We start from the raw sequence: 16,814 nt of genomic DNA on the forward strand, positions 1-16,814 counted from the left end.
AACTGCCTGCGGGATTACCGCCGGTGCACTCCCACTTTAGCACCTTCGACGTCCACCGCCAGCTTCATCACGCGCCATCCCACGTCCGGCGTGTTGGCCCGGGTATAGGCCTCGATGAAGTCCACCACGGCCGCTGCCTCCGTTTCGCCGTTGGCGAGCACCAGCACGGTCGGCCCGGCGCCGGAAACGACGGCAGCGCGTCCTGCGTAGCGCAGTGCGCGGATCAGGTCCGCGCTGGGGCGCATGGCCTCCGCGCGGTAGCTCTGGTGGAGGTAGTCTTCCGTGCCGGCCAGCAGGAATTCCGGTTTGCTGGTGAGTGCATGGATGAGCAGGGCCGCCCGGCCGGAGTTCATCGCAGCCGCATGATGGCCCACCGACGCCGGCAGGAGCGCGCGCGCTGCTTCGGTGGACAGCTCGTAGTCAGGAACTGCTACGACGGGAATCACGGAATCCGCGACGGTGGCGCAGGTGCTGCTGTACTGGTCACTGTCCTGCCATGACAGCGCCAGCCCGCCGAAAATGGCCGGTGCGACGTTGTCAGGATGGCCTTCCATTTCACTGGTGAGCTGCAGGATCCAGTCCTTTCCGCGGCGCGAGGGCTCCGGAACCAGGGCATTCGCCGCCGTCACGGCTGCCACCACGGCCGAAGCCGAGGAACCCAGGCCGCGGCCGTGCGGGTTGACGTTGTCGGCAGTGATCCTCAGGCCCTCGTGCCGGAAACCGAGCCGGTGCAGCGCCTCGGTGATGGCCCTGACCACCAGGTGGCTCGCATCGCGCGGGAGCGTTTCCGCACCTTCGCCGCGGAGTTCGAACTCCAGCTCCCCGCTGCCAAGGGTTTCCACGGTCAAGGTGTCGTGCAGCGAAAGGGCCAGGCCCAGGCTGTCGTAGCCGGGTCCGAGGTTGGCGCTGGTGGCTGGCACGCGGACGGTCACCAGCTGCCCGGCCTGGACTGCCGGCGCGCCTGCCGCAGACTCGGCCGGGACGGTAAGGGTGGTTTCCAAGGCTATTTTTCTTCCAGGCCCAGCTCGGCAGCCACGGTGACCACATCGTTGGACACCTTGACGGGCTGGACATCGCTGCCGTCCTCGGTGCGCAGCGCCCACTGCGGGTCCTTCAGGCCATGTCCGGTCACGGTGATCACGATGGTCTTGCCGGTAGGCACCTGCCCTGCGGCATGCTTCTTGATCAGGCCGGCAACGCCGGCGGCAGAGCCGGGTTCAACGAAGACGCCTTCCTTGGCGGACAGCCAGCGGTGCGCTGCCAGGATTTCGTCGTCGGTAACGGCTTCGATCAGGCCGCCCGATTCGTCACGGGCGGCGATGGCACCGTCCCAGGACGCGGGGTTCCCGATCCGGATGGCCGTGGCGATGGTGTCCGGCTCGGTGATGGGGTGGCCGGCGACGAAGGGTGCGGCCCCGGCGGCCTGGAAGCCCCACATCTGAGGCGTCCTGGTGGACACGGCAGGAAGGGTTCCGGCAGTGTCGGATTCGAACGGCGCCGAGTATTCCTTGTAGCCCTTCCAGTACGCGGTGATGTTGCCGGCATTCCCTACCGGAAGGACGTGGATGTCCGGGGCGTCACCGAGGGCATCCACAACTTCGAAGGCGCCGGTCTTCTGCCCCTGGATCCGGGCCGGGTTGACGGAGTTCACCAGGAACACGGGGTAGGACTCCCCCAGCTTCCGGGCGATGTCGAGGCAGTTGTCAAAGTTGCCGTCCACCTGCAGGAGGGTGGCGCCGTGGGCGATCGCCTGGCTCAGCTTGCCCATGGAAATCTTGCCCTCGGGGACCAGGACGGCGCATTTGAGGCCGGCTGCCGTTGCGTAGGCCGCCGCGGACGCGGAAGTGTTGCCGGTGGAGGCGCACACCACGGCTTCGGCGCCGGAGGCCACCGCGGCCGTCATCGCCATGGTCATGCCCCGGTCCTTGAAGGAACCGGTGGGGTTCATGCCTTCCACCTTGAGGTACACGGTGGAGCCGGTGAGCTCGGAGAGCTTCTGCGCGTGGACGAGCGGCGTGCCGCCCTCACCGAGGGTAATGACCTTGGTGCTTTCCGTTACGGGCAAACGATCAGCGTATTCGCGGATGACACCGCGCCATTGGTGAGCCACTTAGACTCCTTCTACCCGCAGTACGGATGTAACGGAATTGATGACGTCGAGGCCCTTCACGGCCTGGACGGTTGCTGCCAGTGCAGCTTCGGTTGCGCGGTGGGTGACGATCCGCAGTTCGGCCGATTCCACGTTGGAGTCGGCATCACGGTGGATGGTCTGGCGCATGATTTCGATGGACACGCCGTGCTCCGCGAACAGTTGTGCGATCTTTGCGAGCACGCCCGGCTGGTCGGCAACGTCGAGCCCGATGTAGTAGCTCGTGTTGACGGCGTCGATGGGCAGCGCGGGAACCTTGCCGATGGTGGTCTCGGTCTGCGCGGGTCCGCCCAGGACAATCCGGCGCGCTGCGGAGACGAGGTCGCCCAGCACGGCCGACGCCGTGGGAGTACCGCCGGCACCCTGGCCGTAGAACATCAGTTCGCCGGCGTTCTCGGCCTCAACGAACACGGCATTGAAGGCGCCGTGGACGGCGGCCAGCGGGTGCTCGCGCGGCAGCAGGGTGGGGTGTACGCGGACCGACACGCCTTCGCTGCCGTCTGCAGCGGTCAGTTTCTCGGCGATGGCCAGCAGCTTGATGACGAACCCGGCGTCCTTGGCCGCGGCGATGTCCGCCGCGGTGACGCCGGTGATGCCTTCGCAGTGGACGTTTTCGAGGTCAAACCGGGTGTGGAAGGACAGCGAGGCGAGGATGGCGGCCTTGGCCGCTGCATCAAGGCCGCCGACGTCGGCCGTGGGGTCAGCCTCGGCGTAGCCAAGGCGCTGCGCCTCGGCCAGGGCATCGGAGAACTGGGCGCCCGTGGTGTCCATCTGGTCAAGGATGAAATTGGTGGTGCCGTTCACGATGCCCAGCACCCGGGTGATGCGGTCGCCGGACAGGCTGTCGCGGATGGGGCGCAGGATGGGGATGGCGCCGGCCACCGCTGCCTCGTAGGACAGCTGGACGCCTGCCTTGTCCGCCGCTTCGTAGAGCGTGGGGCCGTCCTGGGCCAGGAGCGCCTTGTTGCCGGTGACCACGCAGGCGCCGTTCTGGATGGCGGCGAGGATCAGGGAGCGGGCAGGTTCGATGCCGCCCATCAGTTCGATGACGAGGTCGGCGTCCTTGACCAGGGTGTCTGCATCCGTGGTGAACAGTTCCCGCGGCAGCTCGACGTCGCGGGGCGCGTCGAGCGTGCGAACGGCGATGCCGGTCAGCTCCAGGCGGGCTCCGGTGCGGGCGGCCAGCGCGTCGGCGTCATTAATCAGAATCCGCGCCACCTGGGCCCCCACGTTGCCACAGCCCAGCAGGGCTACTTTCAGGGTTCGCAATTCAGTCATTCAGACTCCCATGTCGCGGTTCAGCAGATCTTGTTCGGTTTCCCCGCGGACAATCAGCCGGGCTGATCCGTCGCGCACAGCGACAACGCCCGGCCGGGCCAGATAGTTGTAGTTGCTGGACAGGGCCCAGCAGTAGGCGCCGGTCCCCGGTACAGCGAGCAGATCACCGGCTGCCACGTCCTCGGGCAGATATACATCTCTAACAACTATGTCGCCGCTCTCGCAATGTTTGCCCACTACGCGGGACAGCTGCGGGGCCGCGTCGGAGGTCCGCGACGCCACGATTGCCGAATAATCCGCGTCGTAGAGCACCGGGCGGGCGTTGTCGCTCATCCCGCCGTCCACCGACACATAGCGGCGCGGGTACGTAACGTTTTTTTCCGCCTTTCCGGCGTCGGCAGCCGCAGCAGCGGCCGGCGCGTCCACGCGGACGGTCTTGAGCGTCCCCACCTCATAAAGGGTGAAGGTGGTGCTTCCCACGATGGCGCGTCCCGGTTCGATCGAGATCCGTGGGGCCGTGATGCCCAGTTCCGCACAGGTGGAACGCACGACGGCGGCCATCGCCTGTGCGATCTCCGCGGGGGGCCTGGGGGTGTCCACCGGCGTGTAGGCAATGCCGTAGCCGCCGCCGAGGTCCAGTTCAGGCAGGACGACCGAGTACTTTTCCTGCATTGCAGCCAGGAAACGGAGCAGTTTCACCGCGGCCAGCGCGAAGCCGTCCGGTTCGAAGATCTGCGAGCCGATGTGGCAGTGCAGGCCGAGGAGCTCGATGCTTTGGTAGCCCGTCGCCGCGGCCACCGCTTCTTCCGCCGCAGACAGGCCGGCCTGGTCCGTGGAGTCCTCTGCCATGGAGAGGCCGAATTTCTGGTCCTCATGGGCGGTGGCAATGAACTCGTGCGTGTGCGCGTGCACCCCGGGGGTGAGCCGCAGCATCACCTTGGCGGTTTCGCCGCGGGCGGACGCGATCTTGGCGACGCGTTCCAGCTCGGCAAGGCTGTCCACCACGATCCGGCCCAGCTTCATGTCCAAGGCACGGTGGATCTCGGCGTCGGACTTGTTGTTGCCGTGCAGGGCGACGTCGGCTCCGGGGATGCCGGCGCGGGCGGCGACGGCGAGTTCCCCGCCGGAGGCGGTGTCCAGCCGCAGGCCTTCCTCCTCCACCCAGCGGACCACGGCCGTGCACAGGAACGACTTCCCGGCGTAGTAGACGTCCACACCCCCGCAAATATCGGCGAACGCATCGTTGAAGGCGTCGCTGAAGGCGCGGGCCCGGGCCCGGAAGTCGGTCTCACTCATCACGAACAGCGGCGTGCCGAACTCGCGTTGCAGCTCGCTGACCGGAATGCCGCCGATGGCAAGTTCGCCGGAGTCGTTCCGGGCGACGTCGGCGGCCCACATGGGTTCGTGCAGCGCGTTGAGGTCGGCCGGGACGGCGAGCCATTCGGGGGCGAGGGGGGACGCGTGGTTCAGGGAATTCCCGGTCATGGCGGTCACATCCGTTCCGGCGCCGAAACGCCCAGCAGTTCCAGTCCGTTTGCCAGCACCTGGCTGGTGGCGTCATTGAGCCACAGCCGTGTGCGGTTGACATCGGTAATGGGCTCATCGCCCTGCGGCGCCACGCGGCAGGCGTCATACCAGCGGTGGTACGCGCCGGCAATGACCTCCAGGTGCCGGGCCACGCGGTGCGGTTCACGCAGCTCGGCGGCCTTGGCCACAATGGAGGGGTAGCTGCCCAGGTAGGACAGCAGCTCGTTCTCGGTGGCGTGGTCCAGGAGCGAGGCGTCGAACGCGTCTTTTCCATCAACACTGCGGTCCACGCCGGCGGCGACGGCGTTGCGGGCTGCGCCGCGGGACCGTGCGTGCGCGTACTGGACGTAGAACACCGGGTTCTCGTTGCTGTGCTTCTTCAGGAGCTCGGGGTCCAGGGTGAGCGGGGAATCCGCCGGGAAGCGCGCCAGCGAGTAACGGACGGCGTCCTTGCCGAGCCAGGAGATGAGGTCCTTGAGCTCGATGATGTTGCCCGCGCGCTTGGACAGCTTGGCGCCGTTCACTGACACGAGCTGGCCGATCAGCACCTCGATGTTGGCCTCGGGATCGTCCCCGGCGGCAGCGGCGATTGCCTTCAGCCGGTTGATGTAGCCGTGGTGGTCCGCTCCCAGCAGGTAGATCTTCTGGTCGTAGCCGCGGTCCTTCTTGGAGAGGTAGTAGGCGGCATCCGCGGCGAAGTAGGTCGGTTCGCCGTTCGCGCGGATCATCACGCGGTCCTTGTCGTCACCGAAGTCCGTGGTGCGCAGCCAGACGGCGCCGCCGTCGTCGAACACGTGGCCCTGCTCGCGAAGGCGGGCAACGGCACTTTCGATGGCGCCGGCGTCGTGCAGTTCCTGCTCCGAGAAGTAGACGTCGAAGGCGACCCCGAAGTCGGCGAGAGTGTCCTTGATGTCCTTCATCTGCGCCTTGTACGCGGCTCCGCGGATCACCGGCAGCGCCGCGACGTCGGTCAGTTCCCGGATGTCCGGGTGCTCCGTCAGGACGTGGTGGCCCAGCTCGGAAATGTACTCGCCCGGGTAGCCGCCCTCGGGGACGCCGCGTCCGTGCAGGCGGGACAGCACGGAATGGGCGAAGACGTTCATCTGCGATCCGGCGTCATTGATGTAGTACTCGGCGGTGACTTTCGCGCCGGAGGCCCGAAGGACCCGGGCGATGGAGTCGCCCAGCGCCGCCCAGCGGGTGTGGCCGATGTGCAGCGGGCCGGTGGGGTTGGCGGAGACGAACTCCATGTTGACCACGTGGCCGGCGAGCGCCGAGTTGGTGCCGTACTCCGGTCCGGCTTCAACGATTGCCTTGGCGAGTGCCCCCGCGGCCGCGGCGTCCACCGTGATGTTCAGGAAGCCCGGACCGGCGATGTCCACGGCCGAAACGCCGTCGATGCCCTTGAGTCGCGCGCTGAGGATGGTGGCGAATTCCCGGGGATTGACGCCGGCCTGCTTGGACAGCTGGAGGGCGATGTTGGTGGCCCAGTCTCCGTGGTCCCGGTTCTTGGGCCGCTCCACGCGCACCTCGTCCGGCACGGCTGATGCGGAAAGAGTGATTTCGCCGGCGGCGACGGCGTCTTTCAGGCAGGCGGATATGGCGAGGGAGAGTTCTTCGGGAGTCACGCTTCTAGCCTACCGGTGGCCCGCAAAAGCCGCGGAATCGGGGCACGCCATGACGGGGATAAAGCGCCCGGGAGGGCATGGGCTTGGTCACAGGCTGAACCATTACGCTGATTCCAGCGTTGTCCATCCTGTAACGGCCCGACGGTTTCCTGCCCTGTCCCCTCCCCCGCGGCGCCGGAACTCCGTCGGCACACTTCCCACCCGCGACTACACGAATCGAGTCCCTGCATGAGCTTCCCGGTACGCAAGAGCCTCTTCGTCGGCATCGCCGGCATGTCCCTGATCGGCACCGTGTCCGGCTGCGCGCCGTCGGCCCAGCCCCCCGCAGCCCAGCAAGCTGCCACATCCGGTGCGGCGGCAAGCAGCACCCCCGTCGCCGGGGCGGCCGGCTACAAGGACGGCACGTACAGCGCCGACGGTAACTATGTCTCCCCCAACGGCACGGAAACCGTAGGGGTCGAGCTGACGCTTTCAGGCGGTACGGTGTCCGGCGTCAACATCACCCAGCATCCTTCCAACCCCAACACCCGGAAGTTCCAGGGTGAATTCGCCGGCGGTATTGCGGCGCAGATCGTGGGCAAGAAGCTGGATGAACTGAATGTCTCCAAGGTTGCCGGTTCCTCGCTCACCAGTGGGGGCTTCAACCAGGCTGTGGAGAAGATCAGGTCCGAGGCCCAGTAGCCAAGTACGGCCCACCACCACCAGTTCACCGCGTCAAGAGGAGATAACGTGCCGCACCCGGGCTGGGCAGCGTTCAGTTTCAACGGGATCGGAACCAGCTGGGAGATTTCAACGCCCGGCACCCTGGACGGCGGCCAGCGCCGCCGGTTGCTCGACGTGGTGGAGGAGTACGACGCCGCGTGGTCCCGTTTCAGGACTGACTCGACCGTGGCGCAGGCGGCCAGGGAGCCCGGCCGCTTCCGCATGCCGGAGGGCGCAGGCGCGCTGGGCCGCCTGTACCGGGTCCTGTACCGGCTGACGGGCGGCGCCATGACGCCGCTGATTGGCGGCAGCCTGGAACAGCTGGGCTACGGCCTGGGGTATTCGCTCCGGTCCCGCGGAATCCCGCTGGCCGCACCGCCGTGGGACGACGTGCTGGACTGGCAGGACGCCGCGCTGACCACCACCGCTCCCGTGGTGCTGGACGTCGGTGCTGCCGGCAAGGGGCAGCTCGCAGACCTGCTTGCCGCGGAACTCCGGTCGCAGGGCGTCAGCGAACACTTCATCGACGCCAGCGGCGACCTCCTCAACTCCGGCCCCGCGCCGGTATCCGTCGGCCTGGAGCATCCGTATGATCCAGGCCGTGCCATTGGCATGATCAGCCTGGGCGAGGGAGCCCTGTGCGCCTCGGCAGCCAACCGCCGGGCCTGGGGCGACGGACTTCACCATGTGCTGGACGGCACCACGGGGACTCCGGTCAGGACAGTGGTTGCCACGTGGGCGCTGGCCGGGAATGCCATGACGGCCGACGCCTTGGCCACGGCGTTGTTCTTCGTTTCGGGTAAGGCGCTTGAGCAGGATTTTGAGTTTTCCTGGCTTACGGTTTTTTCGGATGGAAGTGCCGCCTACTCGGCAGGTTTCGAAGGAGTGCTGTTCGAATGAGTTCCATGATCCAGCGCGTGGACACGTCGCTGAACCGCTTCACCATGTACCGGCTGGTGTTGTGGGTGCTCGCCGCGCTCGCCGCGTACAGCCTGCTGCTTAATATTTTGGGCTGGCTGACGTTCGGCATCCCCGAAATGCTGACGCACCTGGCGCTCTGCCTGGGGCTGACCTACGCCTCGAACCGCGGGCTTGCTGCGCTGTTCCATGTCCGGCCGCACTCGGAATCATCCCTGATCACCGGCCTGCTGCTGTATTTCCTGTTCTGGCCCAGTTTCAAGGTGCTCGATATTGCAGGGGTGGCCCTCGCCTGCGTCCTGGCATCGGCCTCTAAATACGCCCTGGCCTGGCGCGGGCGGCACATTTTCAACCCGGCCGCCGCGGGTGCTTTCGTGGCCGGCCTGACCGGCCTTAACATCGCCACGTGGTGGGCCGCCACTCCCGCGATGCTCCTCCTCCTGGTTCCCGGCATCCTGCTGGTTCTGTACCGCACGGGCAAGATGCTCATGGCGGCCGTGTTCACAGTGGTTTCCGTATCCATCGTGGCCGCGGAACTCCTCAGGGCCGGGATGTCACTCGGCCCGGCACTGTGGCAGCCCCTCGCGCAGCGCCCCGTGCTGTTCTTCGTGGGCTTCATGCTGACCGAACCGCTGACCCTTCCGCCCCGGCGCTGGCAGCAACTCGCCCTCGCCGCCGTCGTCGGCGTGGTCTTTGCCGTCCCGTACAACCTGGGTTTCGTGGCGAACTCGCCCGAACTGGCGCTGCTGGCGGGGAACCTGATTGCGTTCCTGGCGGGGCAGCGCGGCGGTATCCGGCTGAACTTCCAGGAATCGCGGCCCCTGACGCCGACGACGACGGAATTCAGTTTCCGGCCCGAACGCGCGGTCCGGTTCGCCCCCGGACAGTACATGGAACTGCACCTGCCCCATGGCAAATCCGACGGCAAAGGCCTGCGGAGGGTCTTCAGCCTGACCAGCGCCCCGGACGCACGGGACCTGACCATCGGAGTGGGAACAGCCGAACCCGTTTCCGCCGCCAAACGCGCCCTGCTCGCACTGCGGCCCGGGGACGCCGTGACGGCCACTGCGGTGGGCGGCGACTTCGTCCTCCCCCGCGGCCAGGCCGGGCCGCTCCTGCTGGTGGCGGCCGGCATCGGCATTACGCCCTACCTTGCCCAGCTCGCGGCAGGCGCGGCAAAGAACCGGGACGTGGTCCTGCTGTACCTGGCGAAGTCAGCGGCTGAACTCGCCTACGCGGATGCGCTGGAACAGTCCGGCGCCCGGGTCATTGCCCGGCTCTCCGACGGTTCCGCCCCGCCGTCGTTCATGGAAGACGCCGGCACGGTTTCCCGGCCGCCGGAGCGGATCGACGGCGCGGCCCTCAAGGAACTGGTTCCGGACATTGCCGCGCGCGAAGTGTTCATCTCCGGCTCCACGGCCAGCGTCCGCTCGCTCCGGGCCGCCACCCGCAGCGCGGGTGCGCGGCGGGTCCGAACCGACTCGTTTGCCGGATACTGACCGCCGATTTTCCTTTGAAGGCCACCTTCCTGCTAAGCTCTAGGACGTCCCGCCGGAAACGGCAGGAAACCCTGATTGCCCTCGTAGCTCAGGGGATAGAGCGTCTGCCTCCGGAGCAGAAGGTCGTAGGTTCGAATCCTATCGAGGGCACAGACAAACCCCGCCAGCCCAGCTGGCGGGGTTTCCTGCTTAAGGCGTGCATCAGTCCTTAAAGCGTGTCCCGCCGCAATGTCGGCACCCCCTCGTAGGCTGTTTCCATCGCCGACGAGTAAAGGGGACATTCATGTACTGCTCCATCATCCCGCCCTACATGCTGCGACGCCTTGCAGCTCGGGACGAGCCCCGGCTCAACGCGGTGGCCCGTGCGGCAAAGGAAGCCCTGCTCCATATCAGGTCCATCCAGGCCAGCCGCGCGCTCCCCCTGCCGGCGGTCCCGTCCGGCATCCGGCAGCTGAAGCCCGGGCCGCCGAACCGCACGGTGTATGACGCCGGGACCTCCGAGTCCCTTCCCGGTCAGTTGGTCCGCAAGGAGGGTGAACCCGCCACGGGAGACTCCTCGGCGGATGAGGCCTATGACGGCCTGGGCCACACCCACCGACTGTACGCAGAGACCTTCGGCCGGAACTCGATCGACGGCCGGGGGCTCGCCCTGGATGCCAGCGTGCACTTTGGCAAGCTCTACGACAACGCCTTCTGGGACGGACACCAGATGGTGTTCGGCGACGGCGACGGCGAAATCTTCCAGGGTTTCACCCGGTCCCTGAGCGTCATCGGCCACGAACTGGCGCACGGCGTGACGCAGTATTCCGCCGGACTCGTCTACCGGAACCAGGCCGGTGCCATCAACGAATCACTGTCGGACGTATTCGGCGCGCTTGTGGAACAGTACCTCGCGCAGCAGCCGGCATCGGAGGCCAGCTGGCTGATCGGCGAAAACCTGTTCACAGACAAGGTGCAAGGCTCAGCCCTGAGGTCGCTGAAGGCTCCCGGCACCGCGTACGACGACGACGTGCTGGGCAAGGACCCCCAGCCGGACTCCATGGATTCCTACGTCCGGACCAGCGCGGATAACGGCGGCGTGCACATCAATTCCGGCATCCCCAACCGCGCGTTCTACCTTGTGGCGTCGGCACTTGGCGGCAACGCCTGGGAAACCCCGGGCCGGATCTGGTACGACACCCTCACTGGAGGTTCCCTGCCTGCCAACGCAACGTTCACCAAGTTCGCCAAGGCCACCGCCGCCTCGGCCGCCGAATTGTTCGGCGCCGATTCTTCGGAGCATGACGCCGTCCGGAAGGCGTGGGAAACTGTGAAGGTAAAGCTGTAACCGGGATAGCCGCCGGAGCGGTCAGCCGGCGGCCAGCGAGAAGCGGAAAAACAGGAACCAGGCCATGAAGATTACTGTTCAGCGCAGCGGCGGGATTGCTGCGCTGAAGCGGGTGTGGAGTATCCAGGCCACCACCCCCACGGACAAGAGCCACTGGGAGCCGCTGGTTGAGGCCTGCCCCTGGGACGCCGTGCCGCGCGCAGCGGAGGCCGGCGGCCAGCCGGACCGGTTCATGTATTCCATCAAAGCCGGCCAGCACCGCGCCACCCTCCCGGAGCAGGCTGTCACCGGTCCGTGGCGGATCCTCGTGGACAACACCCGCGCAGCGGCCGAAGCCGCAAGGAACGGCGGGCACCTCCCGGGCCAGGGAAGTCCTGAACCCGGGTGACGGGGCTGCCCGCGTGTCGCGGAGGCCCGGGTGCGGCGGCGCTAGACGGCAGGTTCGAGGTGGCCGCGGAACGCCCGCCGGTAGGATTGCGGACTCGTTGCCAGCACTTTGCCGAAATGGTGCCGGAGCAGCACGGAATGGCCGAATCCCGACTCACGGGCAATCTCGTCGATGTTCAGCTCGGTGGATTCCAGCAGCTCCTGTGCCCGCAGCACCCGCTGGGAGTTGAGCCAGGCAGCGGGAGTGGCCCCCGTTTCGGCCCGGAAACGGCGCGCAAACGTCCGCGGCGACATGTGGACGCGCGCCGCGAGCTCATTGACAGTGTGGTCGTGCTCGAGGTTCCGGACCATCCATTGCAGCAGTTCCTCCATGGGTTGAGAGCCGCAGGCAGGAATGGGCCGGTCAATGAACTGGGCCTGCCCGCCGTCGCGGTGGGGCGGGACCACCATGTCGCGGGCAATACTCGCCGCAACGCCGGCCCCGAGTTCCACCCTCACCAGGTGAAGGCAGGCATCAATGCCGGCCGCGGTCCCGGCACTGCTGATGATCCGGCCGTCCTGGACGTACAGGACGTTCTCGTCCACGAGCGCCGCCGGGTAGCGGCTGGCCAGCTCCCGGGAATAGTGCCAGTGCGTTGTGCAGCGGCGGCCGTCGAGCAGGCCGGCACGTGCCAAGGCAAAAGCGCCTGAACAGATGGACATGACCCAGGCGCCGCGTTCATGGGCTGCGCGCAGGGCGTCCAGAACCGCTTCCGGAACGTCCTGGTCGTGGCCGTAGGGCGCCATGATCACCAGGTCGGCATCGGCCGCCGCTTCCAGTCCCAACTCGACGTGCATGGTCAGCCCGGACTTGAGCCGGATATCGCCCGGTTTCGGCGTGCAGACACGGAAATCGAACGCCGGCACACCGTTTCCCCGCGCCGAACGGTCGATCCCGAACACCTCGAACGCGGTCCCGAATTCGAAGATGGAGAAGTTGGGAACAACGATCACTGCCACCGATTTGAGCATGCTTCCATTGTGGCAGAAATTATAGCTTTTTGGGCATTTCTGCCACTGTTTTGTTGCCGGGCACGGGAGAAACATAGAGGCATGGAAACCATCGGAGTTGCACTCATCGTCCTGTTGCTCATCATCCTTCCGGCCACCATCGCCGCGCTCCTCAAGGACGGACGGGGCCACAACCCGCCCGAACGCTCGGAGCAGGACTGGTCCGCACTGGACCTGCCAAGCATCAGCTACACCCTGCGGAACTACTGACCGCCGCGACGCCCGGTTCCCGGTTCATGCCGGGCACCTGCCCGCCAACACAGAAGGACCCGGCCCACCAATAAGCCGGGTCCTTCGCCGTCGGACAACATAGCCCGGCGGCCGGCCGCGGCCACAGTAGACTGTGTCCAGCCATGACTTTTCATATTTCCTACCCCGCCGAGCTGCCGGTTTCCGAGCGCCGCGAGGACCTGATGGCCGCCATCGCGGCCAACCAGGTGACGATCATCGCCGGCGAGACCGGTTCCGGCAAGACCACCCAGATACCGAAGATGTGCCTGGAACTGGGCCTGGGCGACGACGGACTGATCGGCCACACCCAGCCGCGCCGGCTGGCTGCACGCACGGTGGCCGAGCGCATTGCGGAGGAACTCGGCGTCGAGATCGGCCAGGAAGTGGGCTTCCAGGTCCGCTTCACCGGCGAGGTCAGCCGGTCCACCAAGGTCAAGCTCATGACCGACGGCATCCTGCTGGCGGAGATCCAGCGCGACAAGCTGCTGCGCAAGTACAACGCCATCATCATTGACGAGGCCCACGAGCGCAGCCTCAACATCGACTTCATCCTCGGATACCTCAAGCGGATCCTGCCGCAGCGCCCCGACCTGAAAATCATCATCACCTCGGCCACCATCGATCCCGAACGGTTCGCCAAGCACTTCGGCACCGAGGAGGATCCCTCCCCCATCATCGAGGTCTCCGGCCGGACGTTCCCGGTGGAAATCAGGTACCGGCCGCTGTCCCAGCCGGCTGGCGGGGCCGCGCCTGGCGACGAGGAAGACAACACCTCCGACGACGAACTCGAGGAAGACCGCGACCCGCTCGACGCCGTTTGCGACGCCGTCGACGAACTGGCCCTCGAAGCTCCCGGCGACATCCTGATCTTCTTCTCCGGCGAGCGCGAAATCCGCGACGCCGCAGAGGCCATCAACGCCCGGATCCAGTCCAACCGGCGGCTGGCCGGAACCGAGGTGCTCCCCCTCTTCGCCCGGCTGAGCCTGCAGGAGCAGCACAAGGTCTTCTATCCCGGCAGCAAACGGCGGATCGTGCTGGCCACCAACGTCGCCGAAACGTCGCTGACCGTCCCCGGCATCAAGTACGTCATCGACACCGGCACCGCCCGCATCTCGCGCTACTCGCACCGGACCAAGGTCCAGCGGCTGCCGATCGAACGTGTTTCCCAAGCCTCGGCAAACCAGCGCTCGGGCCGCTGCGGCCGCGTGTCCGACGGCATCGCCATCCGGCTGTATTCGGAAGAGGACTTTGAGTCCCGGCCGCAGTTCACCGACCCGGAGATCCTGCGTACCAACCTCGCGGCCGTCATCCTGCAGATGACCGCCATGGGCGTCGCCCGCGGACCCAAGGACGTGGAGAACTTCCCCTTCGTCGAGCCGCCGGATTCACGCGCGATCAACGACGGCGTTACGCTCCTGCGCGAACTCGGCGCCTTGAGCGCCGCCCGTCCACAAGGCGCCCCAGGCGCTGCTGCGGGCAGGAACGGCGGAGGCGGACTGACCGCCGTCGGGCAGAAGCTTGCCCAGCTGCCGGTGGACCCGCGGCTCGGCCGGATGATCGTGGAGGCAGGGAAACGCGGCTGCGTCCGCGAAGTCATGATCCTCGCTGCGGCCCTCACGATCCAGGACCCGCGCGAGCGTCCGACCGACAAGCAGCAGCTCGCCGCGGAAAAGCACGCCCGCTTCCGGGACGAGAACTCGGACTTCACCGGATTCCTCAACCTCTGGAACTACCTCCAGGAGAAGCAGCAGGAACTGTCCTCCACACAGTTCCGCCGCTTGTGCCGGACCGAGTTCATCAACTACCTGCGGGTGCGGGAATGGCAGGACCTCTTCGCCCAACTCCGCCAGCTCGCCCGCCCGCTGGGCATCAGCCTGGACAACAAGCGCCTTGCCGACCCCGTGGGAAACCATGAGGGCATCCACATCAGCCTCCTCTCCGGCCTGCTGAGCCACATCGGCATCCTCGACGAGCGCAAGCGCGAATACGCGGGCGCCCGCGGCAGCCGCTTCGCGATCTTCCCGGGCTCGGCTTTGTTCAAGAAGTCCCCCACGTTCGTGATGGCCGCCGAACTGGTGGAAACGAGCCGGCTGTGGGCTCGGGTCGCGGCCAGGTTCGATCCGCTCTGGGCCGAACAGGTGGCTCCCGATCTGGTGAAGCACAGCTACAGCGAGCCCCACTGGTCCAAGAAAATGGGCTCGGTGATGGCCCATGAGAAGGTCACCCTCTACGGAGTGCCCATCATCCCGAGCCGCCGGATCAACTACGGCAAGGTGGATCCGGAGCTGTGCCGGGAACTCTTCATCCGGCATGCCCTCGTCGAGGGCGACTGGCAGACCCATCACAAGTTCTTCCACCGCAACCGTGCCCTGCTCCAGGAGATCGAGGAGCTCGAGGCGCGGATGCGGCGCCGGGACATCCTGGTGAACGACGAGACGCTCTTCGAGTTCTACGACGCCCGGATCGGCAAGGACGTGGTGTCCGAGCGGCACTTCGACAAGTGGTGGAAGGAAGCACGCCAGCAGGACCCCGCGCTGCTGGACTTCGACCAGTCCCTGCTAATCAGCGAGGACGCCGATGCGCTGGATGATTCGGCCTACCCGAAAACCTGGCTGCACAAGGGCTTCGAGCTTCCGCTGAGCTATGAGTTCCATCCGGTGGCGCCCGGCTCGCCGCCCAATCCGTCCGACGGCGTCACCGCCGAGGTTCCGGTGCTCTTCCTGAACCAGCTCGACGACACCGCCTTCCGCTGGCTCATCCCCGGCCAGCGCGTGGAGCTGGTGACGGCCCTGATCAAGTCCCTGCCCAAACAGATACGCAAGAACTTCGTACCCGCCCCTGACGTTGCCCGGCAGGCGGTGGCGGCCCTCGAAGCGGACTTCGATCCCGCCACCGACGAACTCGAACCCTCCCTGGAACTGGTCCTGCGCCGTATCCGCGGCCAGGTCATTCCGCCGGGATCATGGAACTGGGACGCGGTGCCTTCCCACCTCCGGGTGAGCTTCCGCGTGGTCGATTCCAAGGGCAAGGTGCTGGACGAGGGCAAGGACCTCGCGGAGTTGCAGGAAAGACTTGCCCCGGCCACCCGGCGGGCGATTGCCGAGTCGTTGGGGGCCACCCCCGTGACCACGGCCCCCAAAGGCCCGAAGGGCGCCCAGCGCGGGCAGTCCGAACAGGCCCCGAAGAACGCCGGAGGCATCACACCGTCCACGGACGGTGCCGCAACACCCGGTTTCTCGGAGAAGTCGGGACTGACGGACTGGACCTTCGGAACCGTGCAGCGCCAGGTCCAGGGCATGGTGAAAGGACACACCGTCACCGGCTACCCCGCGTTGGTGGATGAGGGCACGTCCGTTGCCCTCCGGCTGTTCCAGACCCCCTCGGAACAGGAACAGGCGATGCGCGCGGGCGTCATCCGCCTCCTCGCGCTGAAGGTCCCGGCGCCGGACCGCTATGTCCTGGAACACCTGAACAACACGGAGAAGCTGACCTTCAGCCAGAATCCGCATGGTTCGGTGTCGGCCTTGATCGCGGACTGCGCGCTGGCCGCGATCGACAAGCTCACGCCGGCCGAACTGCCCTGGGACGAGGCGTCCTTCAAGGCCCTGTATGAGCAGGTCCGGGCCGAGCTCATCGACACGGTGTTCACGGTCACCGCGGTCGTCGAGCGAATCCTTGCCAGCACGCGCCGGATCGAGAAGCAGCTGAAGGGGACCACGAGCCTGGCCCTGATCAGCGCCCTCAACGATGTGAAGAGCCAGCTCGAACAACTCGTCTTTCCGGGCTTTGTGGCACGCACGGGCTACGCCCAGCTCAGCCAGCTGCCGCGCTACCTGACCGCCATCGAGAAGCGGCTGGAAAAGCTGCCCGGCAACGTCCAGCGGGACGCCCTGCACATGGCCGCGGTGCAGGCATTGGAAGACGACTACGACGACGCCGTGTCGGCGCTGCTGCCCGGACGCCGTGCCGGTGCTGAGTTAACCCAGGTGCGCTGGATGATCGAAGAGCTGCGGGTGAGCCTCTTCGCCGTCGAACTCGGAACAGCCTATTCCGTCTCCGAGAAGCGGATCCGGACGGTGCTCAACAAAGCGCTGGCTCCGGCGTAGCGCCCGCCAGGG

Annotated in this window: 13 protein-coding genes and 1 tRNA gene; 8 read left to right on the forward strand and 6 right to left on the reverse strand. The window is 66.7% G+C overall.

Annotated features, from left to right (window positions below):
* Nucleotides 1–14: 14 nt before the first annotated feature.
* The 5 genes from thrB to argS are packed head-to-tail and all read right to left on the reverse strand — an operon-like array spanning nt 15 to nt 6,582.
* A complete protein-coding gene (gene thrB, locus AC1MDG_RS13230) occupies nt 15–1,001 on the reverse strand; it encodes a homoserine kinase (protein WP_479804347.1) in 987 nt (328 codons plus the stop codon).
* 2 nt (nt 1,002–1,003) lie between these two features.
* Nucleotides 1,004–2,110, reverse strand: coding sequence for a threonine synthase (gene thrC / locus AC1MDG_RS13235; RefSeq protein WP_043482572.1), 1,107 nt, complete (start codon nt 2,108–2,110; stop codon nt 1,004–1,006).
* Nucleotides 2,111–3,427 carry a homoserine dehydrogenase gene (locus AC1MDG_RS13240; RefSeq protein ID WP_479804349.1) on the reverse strand — a complete coding sequence of 439 codons (1,317 nt, stop codon included), beginning with the start codon at nt 3,425–3,427 and terminating at the stop codon, nt 2,111–2,113.
* Entirely contained in the window at nt 3,428–4,912 is a 1,485-nt protein-coding gene (gene lysA / locus AC1MDG_RS13245) for a diaminopimelate decarboxylase (protein ID WP_479804351.1), read from the reverse strand. It abuts the gene before it with no gap.
* Between the two features lie 5 nt (nt 4,913–4,917).
* Entirely contained in the window at nt 4,918–6,582 is a 1,665-nt protein-coding gene (argS, locus tag AC1MDG_RS13250) for an arginine--tRNA ligase (RefSeq protein WP_479804353.1), read from the reverse strand.
* 228 nt (nt 6,583–6,810) lie between these two features.
* Here argS and AC1MDG_RS13255 point away from each other — a divergent pair, with 228 nt between their 5' ends.
* From AC1MDG_RS13255 to AC1MDG_RS13280, 6 genes are all read left to right on the forward strand, one after another.
* Nucleotides 6,811–7,263, forward strand: a complete 453-nt coding sequence (locus tag AC1MDG_RS13255; protein ID WP_479804354.1) for an FMN-binding protein — start codon at nt 6,811–6,813, stop codon at nt 7,261–7,263.
* A gap of 48 nt (nt 7,264–7,311) precedes the next feature.
* Nucleotides 7,312–8,184, forward strand: a complete 873-nt coding sequence (locus tag AC1MDG_RS13260) for an FAD:protein FMN transferase (RefSeq protein ID WP_479804356.1) — start codon at nt 7,312–7,314, stop codon at nt 8,182–8,184.
* Nucleotides 8,185–8,189: 5 nt separating this feature from the next.
* Nucleotides 8,190–9,701 (forward strand): FAD-dependent oxidoreductase, encoded by a 1,512-nt coding sequence (locus AC1MDG_RS13265; RefSeq protein ID WP_479809099.1) that lies wholly within the window; start codon nt 8,190–8,192, stop codon nt 9,699–9,701.
* A 77-nt stretch (nt 9,702–9,778) separates the two neighbouring features.
* Nucleotides 9,779–9,851, forward strand: a tRNA-Arg gene (locus tag AC1MDG_RS13270).
* A gap of 133 nt (nt 9,852–9,984) precedes the next feature.
* On the forward strand, nt 9,985–11,028 hold the full coding sequence (locus tag AC1MDG_RS13275; protein ID WP_479804358.1) for a M4 family metallopeptidase: 1,044 nt from the start codon (nt 9,985–9,987) through the stop codon (nt 11,026–11,028).
* A 64-nt stretch (nt 11,029–11,092) separates the two neighbouring features.
* A complete protein-coding gene (locus AC1MDG_RS13280) occupies nt 11,093–11,416 on the forward strand; it encodes a protealysin inhibitor emfourin (protein WP_479804360.1) in 324 nt (107 codons plus the stop codon).
* 41 nt (nt 11,417–11,457) lie between these two features.
* On the opposite strand, the gene AC1MDG_RS13285 is transcribed toward AC1MDG_RS13280, so the two are convergent.
* Nucleotides 11,458–12,426, reverse strand: a complete 969-nt coding sequence (locus AC1MDG_RS13285; RefSeq protein ID WP_479804362.1) for a GlxA family transcriptional regulator — start codon at nt 12,424–12,426, stop codon at nt 11,458–11,460.
* An 81-nt stretch (nt 12,427–12,507) separates the two neighbouring features.
* Here AC1MDG_RS13285 and AC1MDG_RS13290 point away from each other — a divergent pair, with 81 nt between their 5' ends.
* Together AC1MDG_RS13290 and hrpA are read left to right on the forward strand one after the other, a co-directional pair.
* Nucleotides 12,508–12,675, forward strand: a complete 168-nt coding sequence (locus tag AC1MDG_RS13290; RefSeq protein WP_200891022.1) for a hypothetical protein — start codon at nt 12,508–12,510, stop codon at nt 12,673–12,675.
* 143 nt (nt 12,676–12,818) lie between these two features.
* Entirely contained in the window at nt 12,819–16,802 is a 3,984-nt protein-coding gene (gene hrpA / locus AC1MDG_RS13295; RefSeq protein ID WP_479804364.1) for an ATP-dependent RNA helicase HrpA, read from the forward strand.
* Nucleotides 16,803–16,814 lie beyond the last annotated feature (12 nt).

It is taken from the genome of Arthrobacter sp. AIWTK1 (assembly GCF_056680535.1).

Coding starts and splice junctions, on each gene's coding strand:
- AC1MDG_RS13240 (WP_479804349.1), bottom strand. CDS start 3,427: ATGACTGAATTGCGAACCCTGAAAGTAGCCCTGCTGGGCTGTGGCAAC.
- lysA (WP_479804351.1), bottom strand. CDS start 4,912: ATGACCGGGAATTCCCTGAACCACGCGTCCCCCCTCGCCCCCGAATGG.
- AC1MDG_RS13255 (WP_479804354.1), top strand. CDS start 6,811: ATGAGCTTCCCGGTACGCAAGAGCCTCTTCGTCGGCATCGCCGGCATG.
- AC1MDG_RS13265 (WP_479809099.1), top strand. CDS start 8,190: ATGATCCAGCGCGTGGACACGTCGCTGAACCGCTTCACCATGTACCGG.
- AC1MDG_RS13275 (WP_479804358.1), top strand. CDS start 9,985: ATGTACTGCTCCATCATCCCGCCCTACATGCTGCGACGCCTTGCAGCT.
- AC1MDG_RS13280 (WP_479804360.1), top strand. CDS start 11,093: ATGAAGATTACTGTTCAGCGCAGCGGCGGGATTGCTGCGCTGAAGCGG.
- AC1MDG_RS13285 (WP_479804362.1), bottom strand. CDS start 12,426: ATGCTCAAATCGGTGGCAGTGATCGTTGTTCCCAACTTCTCCATCTTC.
- AC1MDG_RS13290 (WP_200891022.1), top strand. CDS start 12,508: ATGGAAACCATCGGAGTTGCACTCATCGTCCTGTTGCTCATCATCCTT.
- hrpA (WP_479804364.1), top strand. CDS start 12,819: ATGACTTTTCATATTTCCTACCCCGCCGAGCTGCCGGTTTCCGAGCGC.